Annotated in this window: 11 protein-coding genes and 2 tRNA genes; all 13 read left to right on the top strand. The window is 53.8% G+C overall.

Annotated features, from left to right (window positions below; all coding sequences use genetic code 11):
- Positions 1-14: 14 nt before the first annotated feature.
- The 13 genes from folP to pnp all read left to right on the top strand — a co-directional run bounded on the left by folP (position 15) and on the right by pnp (position 12,835).
- The gene (gene folP / locus INT21_RS06315) at positions 15-932 is read left to right on the top strand and encodes a dihydropteroate synthase (RefSeq protein WP_193060639.1); all 918 of its coding nucleotides are present in this window, start codon (positions 15-17) and stop codon (positions 930-932) included.
- Positions 929-2,278, top strand: coding sequence for a phosphoglucosamine mutase (gene glmM, locus INT21_RS06310; protein ID WP_193060638.1), 1,350 nt, complete (start codon positions 929-931; stop codon positions 2,276-2,278). Before folP ends, glmM begins: the two co-directional genes overlap by 4 nt.
- Positions 2,279-2,404: 126 nt before the next feature.
- Positions 2,405-3,154, top strand: a complete 750-nt coding sequence (gene tpiA, locus INT21_RS06305; RefSeq protein WP_193060637.1) for a triose-phosphate isomerase — start codon at positions 2,405-2,407, stop codon at positions 3,152-3,154.
- A gap of 4 nt (positions 3,155-3,158) precedes the next feature.
- A complete protein-coding gene (secG, locus tag INT21_RS06300) occupies positions 3,159-3,518 on the top strand; it encodes a preprotein translocase subunit SecG (RefSeq protein ID WP_009723741.1) in 360 nt (119 codons plus the stop codon).
- A gap of 34 nt (positions 3,519-3,552) precedes the next feature.
- Positions 3,553-3,639, top strand: a tRNA-Leu gene (locus tag INT21_RS06295).
- 164 nt (positions 3,640-3,803) lie between these two features.
- Positions 3,804-3,880: transfer RNA gene (locus tag INT21_RS06290), tRNA-Met, on the top strand.
- A 295-nt stretch (positions 3,881-4,175) separates the two neighbouring features.
- Positions 4,176-4,637: a ribosome maturation factor RimP gene (gene rimP / locus INT21_RS06285; protein ID WP_030074116.1), complete on the top strand. Its 462-nt coding sequence runs from the start codon at positions 4,176-4,178 to the stop codon at positions 4,635-4,637.
- A gap of 70 nt (positions 4,638-4,707) precedes the next feature.
- Positions 4,708-6,222 (top strand): transcription termination factor NusA, encoded by a 1,515-nt coding sequence (nusA, locus tag INT21_RS06280; protein ID WP_009723738.1) that lies wholly within the window; start codon positions 4,708-4,710, stop codon positions 6,220-6,222.
- A gap of 26 nt (positions 6,223-6,248) precedes the next feature.
- Positions 6,249-8,792 (top strand): translation initiation factor IF-2, encoded by a 2,544-nt coding sequence (infB, locus tag INT21_RS06275; protein ID WP_193060636.1) that lies wholly within the window; start codon positions 6,249-6,251, stop codon positions 8,790-8,792.
- Positions 8,793-8,809: 17 nt separating this feature from the next.
- Complete coding sequence (rbfA, locus tag INT21_RS06270; protein WP_038480714.1) at positions 8,810-9,226, top strand: 30S ribosome-binding factor RbfA; 417 nt, start codon at positions 8,810-8,812, stop codon at positions 9,224-9,226.
- The gene (truB, locus tag INT21_RS06265) at positions 9,226-10,146 is read left to right on the top strand and encodes a tRNA pseudouridine(55) synthase TruB (RefSeq protein ID WP_089039915.1); all 921 of its coding nucleotides are present in this window, start codon (positions 9,226-9,228) and stop codon (positions 10,144-10,146) included. Before rbfA ends, truB begins: the two co-directional genes overlap by 1 nt.
- A 119-nt stretch (positions 10,147-10,265) precedes the next feature.
- Positions 10,266-10,535 (top strand): 30S ribosomal protein S15, encoded by a 270-nt coding sequence (gene rpsO / locus INT21_RS06260; protein WP_009723734.1) that lies wholly within the window; start codon positions 10,266-10,268, stop codon positions 10,533-10,535.
- Positions 10,536-10,672: 137 nt separating this feature from the next.
- Positions 10,673-12,835 carry a polyribonucleotide nucleotidyltransferase gene (gene pnp / locus INT21_RS06255; protein ID WP_083000730.1) on the top strand — a complete coding sequence of 721 codons (2,163 nt, stop codon included), beginning with the start codon at positions 10,673-10,675 and terminating at the stop codon, positions 12,833-12,835.
- The last annotated feature ends 84 nt before the right edge of the window (positions 12,836-12,919 follow it).

The raw sequence follows: 12,919 nt of genomic DNA, 5'->3' as shown, positions 1-12,919 counted from the left end.
TAGTAGGCCGCAGCATGAAACCGATAGTTGACTCTTCATCGCCTTCACGGGCAGCGGATAGCGCATATCACCTGCGCTGTGGGCGCCATTCATTAGATCTTTCGTTTCCACGGGTAATGGGTATTCTGAATGTTACGCCGGACTCCTTCTCTGATGGCGGGCAACACATTGGTCTAGATAGCGCGTTGCGCCACGCTGAACAAATGTTGGCGGAAGGGGCCGCGATGATTGACGTGGGCGGGGAGTCGACAAGGCCGGGGGCTAGCCCTGTATCAGAGCAGGAAGAGTTAGACCGTGTGGCGCCTGTGGTTGAAGCGTTAGTGCACGAGCTAGATGCGCTGGTGTCAGTCGATACCAGTAGCCCTGCTGTTATGCGAGAAGTAAGCGCGCTTGGCGCTGGTATGATTAACGATGTGCGAGCGCTAGAGCGCGAGGGTGCGCTGGGCGCTGCGGCAAGCACTGGCCTGCCTGTGTGTTTAATGCATCGCCAGGGTGAGCCCCAGGATATGCAGCAGTCGCCCTATTATGGTCAGCCAGTTGAGCGAGTGGTTGCCGACTATCTTGCTGAGCGGGTAGCGGCGTGTGAAGCCGCTGGAATTCGCCGTAGCCGTCTGTTGGTAGATCCTGGTTTTGGTTTTGGCAAAACCATTGAACATAACCTGCGCTTGCTGAAGTATATGGATGAACTTCAGGCGCTGGAGTTGCCGCTGTTAGTGGGGATGTCGCGGAAAAGCATGATTGGTAAAGTGTTGGGTCGCCCGGTGGAGGAGCGCTTGGCCGGAAGTCTTGCGCTAGCAGCCATGGCGGTTGAACGGGGCGCCAATATTTTGCGCGTGCATGATGTCGGGCCCACGGTAGATGCCGTGGATATGGCATGGGCGGTGCTTCAGGAAGGCTGCGAGCCGCCGTTAAATAAGGAGATGGCGCCATGACGCGACGTTATTTTGGTACCGATGGGATTCGCGGTACGGTTGGGCAAGCGCCTATTACTGCCGATTTTATGCTCAAGCTGGGGTGGGCGGTGGGTCAGGTATTGCGCCGTGAAAAAGGCCGCACGCGTGTGTTAATTGGTAAAGATACGCGCATCTCTGGCTATATGTTTGAGTCAGCCTTGGAAGCGGGGCTATCTGCCGCAGGTGTCGATGTTTCGTTGCTGGGGCCAATGCCTACACCGGGAATCGCCTATCTAACGCGTACCTTTCGCGCCGACGCTGGGATAGTGATTTCCGCGTCGCATAACCCGTTTGATGATAACGGCATTAAGTTTTTCTCTGCCGAGGGTAAAAAGCTACCCGATGAGATTGAAGATCGCATTGAGACGATGCTTGATGCGCCTCTGACAACGGCGAGCGCGGCTCAGTTGGGTAAAGCGACGCGCATTGACGATGCTGCCGGGCGCTATATCGAATTCTGCAAATCGACGTTACCTGATCGTCTCAGCCTGCACGGTCTAAAAGTGGTATTGGATTGTGCTCATGGGGCTACCTACCACATTGCGCCAAACGTATTTCGTGAGCTAGGCGCTGATGTTAGCGTAATTGGTTCTTCTCCTGATGGGGTGAATATTAACCATCAAGTGGGGTCTACCCATCCCGCAGCGCTGCGTGCAGCGGTGATTCAGCAAGGTGCTGATTTAGGCATTGCCTTTGATGGTGATGGAGATCGAGTGCTGTTGGTAGATGCCGATGGCCGTGAGGTGGATGGCGACGATATTCTTTACCTGATTGCCCGAGATCGTCATGAGCGGGGACTGCTTGAAGGTGGCGTGGTGGGCACTCTGATGAGCAACTTCGGGCTTGCCATGGCGCTGGAGCGGCTGGGGATTCCCTTTCAGCGCGCGAAAGTGGGTGATCGCTTTGTCATGGAGATGATGGCTGCCAACGGCTGGGAGCTGGGAGGCGAGTCATCAGGTCATATTGTATGTGGCCATGCTCAAACGACGGGCGATGGGATTGTTTCAGCGTTGCAAGTGTTGGCGTTGATGGTGCGAGAGCAGAAGCCGCTGCTGTCTCTCTTGACGGGGTTGGAAAAGGTGCCCCAGTCGCTGGTTAACGTCAGGCTGCCTGGGGGTACCAACGCAAAAGATGTCATGACGGCAAAGCCGCTACTCGAAGCGGTGGCTGCCCTTGAAGCTGAGCTAGGTGACCAGGGCCGAGTGTTGCTACGCCCGTCGGGTACTGAGCCGCTAATCCGAGTGATGGTGGAAGGGCGGGCTCACCTGGATGTTGACCGTCTGGCGCATAAACTTGCCGATCAGGTCCAGGCGTTGCTCAGCTAGCTTGGTAAAAGTGTTTGATAGGCGAGTATGCTTGCCACGCCCCCAACTAACTAACCTGTATAACAGCGGTTGTCTTGACAAGGCCGCTCCTATACCATTTCGCTCCACCTTGAGTGAGGATAATCGATGCGTACGCCATTAATTGCCGGTAACTGGAAAATGAACGGCTCCACGGCGTTGATTCAAGCGTTCGGAGACGCCTTCGCCGCGTCCAAGCTGCCTAATGATATCGACGTTGTAGTTATTCCGCCGTTTCCTTATTTGGAAGCTGCACGAAGTGCTTTCCAAAATACGCCGTTACAGCTAGGGGCGCAGACGCTCAATCCTCAGCACTCAGGTGCGCATACGGGTGAGATTAGCGGGCGTATGCTTAAAGAGTTTGATGTGGCCTATGTGCTGGTTGGTCACTCTGAGCGTCGCCAGCTATACAAAGAAGGTGATGAGCAGGTATTTGACCGCTTGGTAGCCGCGCTTGATGTCGGCATCACGCCGATTCTTTGTGTGGGTGAAACTCTAGAAGAGCGCGATTCCGGTAGCACGATGGATGTTGTATTGCGGCAAGTTGGCTATGCAATGGCGCGTTTAGAGCCAGCACAGCGGCTTAAGGTTGTTATTGCCTATGAGCCCGTATGGGCAATTGGGACAGGCCGTACAGCAACGCCTGAGCAGGCTCAGGAAGTAATGGCCGGTATTCGTACCTATCAGGCCGGGTTTGATAAAACGCTAGCCGAGCAGCTTAAGTTGCTTTACGGCGGCAGCATGAATGCAAACAATGCGGCTGAGTTGCTTGCTCAGCCGGATATCGACGGCGGTTTAGTGGGTGGTGCTTCGCTCAAAACCGACGATTTCTACGCCATTTGTCAGTCAGCAGGATAATCCCATGCAAGTTGCAATTCTTATGGTTCACGTGGTGATTGCGATCGCCTTGGTTGTGCTCATCCTGCTTCAGCAGGGTAAAGGTGCCGAAGCGGGTGCCGCCTTTGGTGGAGGGGCATCGCAAACTGTGTTTGGTTCGCGGGGTAGCGGTAACTTTTTGTCTCGCGCAACGGGACTTTTAGCCGCCGGCTTTTTTGTTACCTCAATGGCATTGGCTTATTTTGCGACCCAGGCAGGACAAGCGCCCGAAGCGGGTATTCCCGACTCTCGGCTAATTGAGCAGCAGCGCAATATTCCAACGCTTGACGATGGCCCTGCAAGTATGGATAATACCGCGCCAGTGCTAGAGGAAAGCAGCGAGTAACATATTGATACTGCTTTTTTTAGCCTCCCCTGTTGCCGAAGTGGTGGAATTGGTAGACACGCTATCTTGAGGGGGTAGTGACCGTATGGTCGTGCGGGTTCAAGTCCCGCCTTCGGCACCATCTGTTTTGCTGGCTCGCCAGCTTCCCAGAGTTGTTTTGTCAAATAAGCTTCATTAAAGAGCTATTGTCAAAAAGTAGGGATTGGCACCTAAGACGAAAAATGCACTTGAAAAGAAAGGTTGACGAAAGTGGTTCAAGTGTCTATTATCGTCGACCTAGATTGATGCGGGGTGGAGCAGTCTGGTAGCTCGTCGGGCTCATAACCCGAAGGTCATCGGTTCAAATCCGGTCCCCGCTACCATTTACTAGTAACATGTTAATCGCCTGAAAAGTCTTGATGTTAGCTAATCTTGATGTTGGTTGGGCAAGGGCGAAAGCCAAGTCATGTTATTAGGTGGTATTACAGGTTTCTTTCGAAAAGCCCCTTCCTGTGAAGGGGCTTTTTGTTAGTAGCTTTTCGAGAGCCAAGAGTGTCTCCAGAGCGGATGTCTTCCGAATTGCCAGAGACACATTTCCGGGTAACGCCAATCAGCCACCTAGCTTCTCATTCAACTCCTGGCCAGGTGCCTGATGCAACGGCTATAGGAGCTTTGTCTGTGGCCACAAAACACGCTGCGCTTCACGCGCTGATCGAACCTGTCGTAGCCGCCATGGGTTTTGAGCTATGGGGTATCGACCATCTTTCCCAGGGCAAGCATTCGCGGCTGGTAATTTATATCGAACGCGAAAGTGGCGTCAGCGTGGAAGACTGCGCTGATATTAGTCGCCAAGTCAGTGCCGTTATGGATGTGGAAGATCCCATTCCTGGCGAATACCGCTTGGAAGTCTCGTCGCCTGGTATGGCACGTCCCTTATATACCCTGGATCAATTTATTCGTTATCAAGGCCACCACGTTGCGCTCAAATTGCGCGTGGCTTTTGATGGACGGCGTAAATATCAAGGCCTTCTCGCTGGTGTCGAAGGCGATGAGGTACTGCTACAGCTGGATGGCGAAGAGTACTGTTTTCCAATCGAAAGCATCGATTCTGCGCACGTCGTCCCGCAATTCGACGAATAAACGGGTGGCGGCTTCCGGCAGGCTGCCGGGATGATGCACAAAAGGACAGGTTTTCTGGCGAGGCAAACGCATGAGTAAAGAAATTTTAATGGTCGTGGACGCGATCTCAAACGAAAAAGGCGTCCCCCGCGATGTTATTTTTGAAGCGGTTGAGGCCGCGCTAGCTAGCGCGTCACGCAAGCGTTTTGATCAGGAAGAAGCCAATGTGCGCGTTCATATCGACCGCCGCACGGGCGACTACGATACGTTCCGCTACTGGACCGTTGTCGAAGATGACGAATTTGAAACACCTGATTATGAAATTAAAGAAACCATCGCCGAGCAGCGTGATCCGCCGCTGAAACTAGGCGATGTGGTTGAGAAAAAGATTGAAAATGCCGTGTTTGGCCGTATCGCTGCGCAAACTGCAAAGCAGGTTATCGTGCAAAAGGTACGTGAAGCCGAACGCGCTGAAGTGGTTCGTCAGTACGCTGACCGCGAAGGCGAGTTAGTGGCAGGTATCGTCAAGAAAACCACGCGTGACGGATTGATTATCGACCTGGGTGAAAACGCTGAGGCGTTCTTGCCGCGTAACGAAATGATTCACGGTGAGCGCTACCGCATGAATGAGCGGGTACGCGCCTTGCTAGTGAAAGTTGATCCAGAGGCGCGTGGTGCACAGCTACAGCTGTCACGTACCTGTCCTGAATTCATCATTGAGCTGTTTAAAATTGAAGTACCGGAAATTGCTGAACAGCTGATTGAAATCAAGGGTGCGGCGCGCGACCCTGGCTCGCGGGCCAAAATCGCCGTTAAAACTAACGACCGCCGCATCGATCCTGTTGGGGCGTGTGTTGGTATGCGTGGTTCTCGCGTACAGGCAGTGTCGTCAGAGCTGCAAAATGAGCGTGTCGATATTGTGCTGTGGGACGACAACCCAGCGCAGTTGGTGATAAATGCCATGGCACCTGCCGATGTGGCGTCTATCCTGGTTGACGAAGATGCTCACGCCATGGACGTTGCCGTTGCTCAAGACAATCTGGCGCAGGCCATTGGTCGTAGCGGCCAGAACGTGCGCTTAGCTTCTGAGCTAACCGGCTGGCGTATTAACGTGATGACCGAAGATGAAGCTGAGTCAAAACGTGAGCAGGAAATTGATAGCCTGGTGGATTCCTTTGTTCAGCATCTGGAAGTGGACGAAGACGTTGCCCGCCTATTAGTAGAAGAAGGGTTCACCACCCTGGAAGAAGTTGCCTACGTGCCGCTTGAAGAGATGCTCGAAATCGAAGAGTTCGATGAAGATTTGGTGGAAGAGCTGCGCGCACGAGCGAAAGACGAGCTGCTGACGATGGCCATTGCCTCGGAGGAAGCGCTAGACGGTGCCCAACCAGCAGACGATCTGCTGGACATGGACGGCATGGAGCGCCACCTGGCCTTCATTCTGGCTAGCCGAGGCATCGTCACCATGGAAGATCTCGCCGAGCAGTCTGTCGACGATCTGGTCGATATCGAGGAGTTGGACGAAGCGCGCGCAGCGGCACTGATCATGACTGCCCGTGCGCCCTGGTTTGAAGACGATGGCGTATCGGATTCGAACACACAGTAAAAGGTCACGGGCTGAGGAGGGTCACTATGTCGGATATGACAGTTAAAGATTTTGCAGTAAAGGTGGGCCGTGATGTGCCCCGCCTATTGGAACAGATGAAAGAAGCTGGTTTAAAACATGCGTCAGAAAGCGACGCCGTGTCTGAAGACGATAAGCAAACGCTGCTAAGCTTTTTGAAAAAAAGCCATGGCGGCGGTGACAGCGATGCTAGCAAAAACCGCATTACGTTGACGCGTAAAACCCGTAGCCGTATTAAAACGGGCGAGCGTGGCAAAACGATCGAAGTGCAGGTGCGTAAGAAGAAAACGTACGTTAAGAGCGCCGAAGACGATAAGCCGAAGGCGCCTGAGCCTAAGCATTCTGGCCCGCGTCAACTGGTAGGTGATATGGCAGAAGCGGAAGCCGAGCGTAAAGCTCGCGATATCCGCGAAGCTGAAGAGAAGGCGGCAGCGGCTAAAGCGAAAGCAGCGGAAGAGGCTGCACGTAAAGCCGAGGAAGAGAAAGCCAAGGCAAAAGCGGCTGAAGTGCCCGATATCGCTGTGCCTGAGCTGCAAATCGACGATACCCCGGCACCTGATGATTTGCCGCCCGCGCCGCCGAAAGAAGGCCGCACGGATCGTCGTACAGCACCGCCTAAAAAGGCAGCGGCTAAGAAAAAAGGCCGTAGTGACGATGAGGATCGTGGCGACCGCGAAGAGCGTAAGCGCGGTGGTGGCGGTAAGAAAGTCAAACGTGCCGAGCGTCGCGGCGGTCGTCGTGGTGGTGCCAGCCAGAGTGGCAACGGCAAGCATGCTTTCCAAAAGCCGACTCAGCCGATCGTTCGTGAAGTCTCGATTCCTGAGTCAATCAGCGTTGCTGAGTTGGCCGACAAAATGTCGATCAAGGCCAATGAAGTGATCAAGGCCATGTTCAACATGGGCGCGGCCGTGACCATCAACCAAACGATTGACCAGGATACTGCGGCTATCGTTGTGGAAGAGATGGGCCACAAGGTCAAACTGGTGAAAGACGATGCGCTGGAAACGGAAATGCTGGAAGGCATCTCCTACGAAGGCGAAGAGATCACTCGTTCACCGGTGGTCACTGTTATGGGCCACGTTGACCACGGTAAAACATCGCTGTTGGATTATATCCGTCGCGCGAAAGTCGCCACTGGCGAAGCGGGCGGTATTACCCAGCACATCGGTGCTTACCACGTGGAAGACAACCACGGCGGCGTTACCTTCCTGGATACCCCTGGCCACGCGGCGTTTACCGCAATGCGTGCCCGTGGTGCTAAAGCGACTGACGTCGTTATCCTGGTTGTTGCTGCTGACGACGGCGTAATGCCCCAGACGATTGAAGCGATCGAACACTCCAAAGCTGCTGAAGTACCCATGGTGGTGGCGGTGAACAAGATCGACAAGCAGGGCATCGATCTGGACCGCATTCGTAATGAACTCTCGCAGCATGGCGTGATTTCAGAGGAATGGGGTGGTGACACCCAGTTTGTGCACGTTTCTGCGAAGACTGGCGAGGGCATCGAAGAGCTGTTGGAAGCCATTCAGCTTGTGTCAGAAGTACTTGAATTGACGGCTGTACCTTCCGCACCTGGTAAAGGCGTTGTGGTTGAATCGCGCCTTGATAAAGGTCGCGGTCCGGTAGCCACTGTTCTGGTACAAAACGGCACGCTGAAGAAAGGCGATATCGTTCTTGCTGGTCTGCATTACGGCCGCGTTCGTGCGCTTACCAATGAGCTGGGCAAGCAAGTGGATACCGCTGGCCCTGCGATGCCGGTCGAAATCCAAGGTTTGGATGGCACGCCGGATGCAGGTGATGACTTCATGGTTGTTGCCGATGAGAAGAAAGCCCGTGAAGTGGCTAACTTCCGTCAAGGTAAATACCGCGAAGTGCGCCTGGCACGTCAGCAGAAGGCCAAGCTGGAGAACATGTTCAGCCAGATGGGCCAAGACGAAGTGGCCAAGGTCAACATCGTTCTGAAAGCCGACGTTCAAGGTTCGCTGGAAGCTATCAAAGGCGCCCTGGAAGAACTCTCCACCGGTGAAGTTGAAGTTGCCGTGGTCTCCTCGGGTGTTGGCGGTATCACCGGTACCGATGCCAACTTGGCGCTTGCTTCTGAGGCCATCGTCGTCGGCTTCAACGTCCGTGCTGATGCGGCTGCTCGTGAAATCATCGAACGTGAAGGTCTGGATCTGCGCTACTACAGCGTTATTTACCAGCTGATCGATGAGGTTAAGCAGGCGATGAGCGGTATGCTTGCTCCCGAGTGGAAAGAAGAGATCGTGGGCGTGGCCGAAGTACGCGATGTGTTCCGCGCACCGAAAATTGGTGCAGTGGCTGGCTGTATGGTTGTCGAAGGCACCGTATCGCGCAGCAAACGTATCCGTGTACTGCGTGACAACGTTGTGATTTACGAAGGCGAGCTCGAGTCGCTGCGCCGCTTCAAAGATGACGTTCAAGAAGTGCGTAATGGCATGGAATGCGGCATCGGCGTGAAGAACTACAACGATGTTCAGGTCAACGATAAGATCGAAGTCTTTGACCAAGTGAAGGTCGAGCGCAGCCTGTAAGGCCGCGAGGAGCAATCATGCGCGAATTTAAGCGTACCGACCGAGTCGCTGACCAGCTCCAAAAGGAGCTGGCAGTACTGATCCAGCGCGAAGTAAAAGACCCGCGTTTGGGCATGATCACGGTGAGCGGCGCGACCGTTAGCCGTGATCTTGGCTACGCCGATATCTATGTCACCTTATTGGGTGAGCAAGATCCCGCGCGTATCAAAGAAAACCTGCAGGTGCTAAAGCGCGCTGGAGGCTTTCTAAGAAGCCAAATTGCCAAACGTATTAAGCTGCGTCACGTACCTGAACTGCGCTTTCATTACGATGAAAGCGTGGTGCGTGGTCAGCACCTCTCATCACTGATCGACGAAGCGGTTTCAACTGACCGCGCACGTCAACAGGATGATGAAGAGGGAAGCGACAATGACAATGGTGAGGAGACGCGCTAATGGCACGTCGCCGTCGCGGATTGCCGGTTAATGGCGTATTGCTGCTGGATAAGCCTAAGGGCATTTCCAGCAATCATGCGCTGCAGCGTGTGCGTCGTCTGTTTGAGGCGCAAAAAGCCGGTCATACCGGCACGCTGGACCCTATGGCAACAGGCTTGTTACCTATTTGCCTTGGGGAAGCTACTAAGTTTTCCGCGCACCTGTTAGAAGCCGACAAGATGTATCGCACCCGTGTAGAACTGGGCGTGATTACAGACACCGGTGATGCCGAAGGCACGGTCATTGAGCAGCGCGAGATCCCCCGCTTAACGGCCGAGGATGTCGAGTCAGTCCTAGCTCGCTTTCACGGCGAGATTGACCAAGTGCCGCCGATGTATTCGGCACTGAAGCATCAAGGCAAAAAGCTGTATGAGCTTGCTCGTGAGGGTAAGCACGTTGAGCGTGCAGCGCGGCGAGTAAGCGTGTATGATGCGCGGCTGCTTGCTTTCGAGGGCACTGCCTTTGAGATTGAAGTCAGTTGCAGCAAAGGCACGTATATTCGCACCTTGGCTGAAGATATTGGTCATGCGCTGGGCTGTGGTGCCCACATTAGCCAGTTGAGAAGGCTCAAAACGGGGCCCTTTACTGGCGATGCAATGTGGACACTGGAGGGCCTTGAGGCGCTGGCAGACCAAGCCACCCGCGAGGCTGAACTAATGCCTGCGGATGTGCTGGTTGATCATTTGCCGTCGCTGACGGTGGATGAAACGGCTTACGGGCGTCTTGCACACGGCCAATCGGCTAGCTTAGCCATTGGTGCGCTTGAGCCTGAGGCGCTGGCAAGACTTTATTACGCTGAGACGTTTATCGGCCTTGGCGTTGTAAAAGGGGCGCAGGAAGTAGCTCCCAAGCGGCTGTTAAGTACCGTCGCTATCTCGTAAAACGTTGCAAGGACGTAGCGATTTGCGCGAAAATTGTACGTGAAGATAGTTGCATGAGACTGCAAATATGCGTGGTCTCACCCATTCAATTTTAGGCATATTGCTTACTGGAGAGACAGATGGCATTAACCGCTGAGAAGAAGGCCGAGATCGTCAACGAATACGGCCGCGGCGATAACGATACCGGTTCCCCTGAAGTTCAGGTTGCACTGCTGAGCGCCAACATTAATGGCCTGCAGGACCACTTCAAAACCAACAAGCAGGATCACCACTCTCGTCGTGGTCTGATCCGCATGGTAAACCAGCGTCGTAAGCTGTTGGATTACCTGAAGCGTAAAGATTTTGAACGCTATCAGTCTCTGATTCAGCGTTTAGGTCTGCGTCGTTAAGCGTTAACGGCAACGATCAAAAACGGGCAGCCCCTTGTGGGCTGCCCGTTTTTTTGTTTCTGGTAGCCGTATGGCGCCACAGCGCCTAGAATGGTGGCGAGTCAAAACGACCCAAGCGAAAAGACAAGTAGATATTAATGTTAAAGGAAGTCGCCGTGAATCCGGTAAAAAAAACGTTTCAATACGGTCGTAGCACCGTCACCCTAGAAACTGGGCGTATTGCTCGCCAAGCCACTGGCGCCGTTATGGTGACCATGGATGAAACCGTCGTACTGTGTACGGTTGTGGCTAAAAAAGAAGCAAACCCCAATCAGCCTTTCTTCCCACTCTCGGTACACTACCAAGAGAAAACCTACGCAGTGGGCAAGATCCCCGGCGGCTTCTTTAAGCGCGAAGGGCGTCCTACTGAGAAAGAAACCCTTACCTCGCGTCTGATTGATCGTCCGATCCGTCCGCTATTTCCTAAAGGGTTTATGAACGAAGTGCAGGTTATCTGTACTGTTCTGTCGACTGATCGTAATCATGACCCCGATATCGCAGCCCTACTGGGCACTTCGGCAGCGCTGGGTATTGCTGGCGTGCCGTTCAACGGCCCGATTGGCGCGGCACGTGTGGGCTTTAATGAAGAGCAGGGCTACTTCCTAAACCCAACCGTTGAAGAGCTGACTACCTCAGAGCTGGACATGGTTGTTGCCGGTACCGAAAACGCGGTATTGATGGTGGAGTCGGAAGCTCAGGAACTGCTTGAAGACGAAATGCTCGGTGCCGTGCTGTTTGGTCACCAAGAAATGCAGGTAGCCGTTAGCGCGATTAAAGAGCTGGTCGCTGAAGCTGGCAAACCGCGTTGGGATTGGCAGCCGGCCCAAGAAAATGTAGCACTGAAAACGGCCATGGCCGATGCCTTTGAAGCCAAGGTAGGTGATGCTTATCGCATTACTGACAAAATGGCTCGCCAAGATGCGCTGTCAGCGCTGAAAGATGAAGCGGTTGCACAGTTGGCCGCTGCTGAAGGCGAAGAAGTAGAAGGTAAGTTCAGCAAAGATGACGTGAAAGGTGCGTTTGCTGGCCTTGAAAAGCGCGTTGTACGCTCTCGTGTCGTGAAAGGCGAGCCCCGTATTGATGGACGCGACAATGCCACTGTACGTCCTCTAGCGATTGAGGTGGGTGTACTGCCTAAGACACACGGTTCGGCAGTATTTACCCGTGGTGAAACTCAGGCCATCGCCATTGCTACCTTGGGCACCCTGCGCGATTCGCAGCTGATCGAGTCCCTGGAAGGTGAGCGTAAAGACCGCTTTATGCTGCACTACAACTTCCCTCCTTACTGTGTTGGTGAAGCCGGCTTTATGGGCGGCCCGAAGCGTCGCGAAATCGGCCATGGCCGTTTAGCACGCCGTGGCGTTCAAGCAATGCTGCCGTCAGAAGACGTTTTCCCCTATACCATCCGTGTGGTATCGGAAATCACCGAATCTAACGGTTCTAGCTCCATGGCGTCAGTGTGCGGCTCCTCGCTCGCGCTGATGGATGCTGGTGTACCATTAAAAGCACCGGTGGCCGGTATTGCCATGGGCTTGGTGAAAGATGAAGACGGCTATGCGGTATTGACCGATATCCTGGGTGACGAAGATCATCTGGGCGATATGGACTTCAAAGTTGCCGGTTCTGAAGAGGGCGTTACTGCTCTGCAGATGGACATTAAGATTGAAGGCATCAATGAAGAGATCATGGAGAAAGCGCTGCAGCAGGCCCATGATGCTCGCCTCAGTATCCTCGCTCAGATGAACGACGTGATCAGCCAAAGTCGTACGGATGTGTCGGAAAATGCTCCGTCCATGGCGACGATTAAAATCGATCCGGACAAGATCCGTGATGTGATTGGTAAAGGCGGCGCGACGATCCGTAAAATTTGCGAAGATACCGGCGCCTCTATTGATCTGGATGATGATGGCACCGTGCGCATCTACGCCGAAGATAAAGCCGCAGCCAAAAAAGCCATTGATACCGTGCTGGCAATTACCGCAGAGGCGGAAATTGGTAAGCTTTATAACGGTAAAGTAGTTCGCATTGCGGACTTTGGCGCTTTCGTTAATATCATGCCGGGTACTGACGGCTTGGTTCACATATCGCAAATTGTTGCCGAGCGCGTTAACAACGTGCGCGACTTCTTAAATGAAGGCGATGATGTGATTGTGAAAGTATTGGATATCGACAACCGCAATCGTGTGAAACTCTCAATCAAAGAGATCACCGAGGAAGAGAAAGCAGCTTTTGCCGCTGCCGAGGCGGACGTCGCTAACTAAAGCGATGTAGACGTAACGGCCGCCCCCGCAGCTTTCAGTTGCGGGGGCGGTGTCGTTTTATAGGCAGTATAGGAAAAGAGAAGA

The sequence above is a fragment of the Halomonas sp. 3F2F genome (assembly GCF_014897805.1).
GTDB lineage: Bacteria > Pseudomonadota > Gammaproteobacteria > Pseudomonadales > Halomonadaceae > Vreelandella.
The sequence above is the reverse complement of the archived record's forward strand: the minus strand, read 5'-3'. Positions and strand labels throughout refer to the sequence as shown.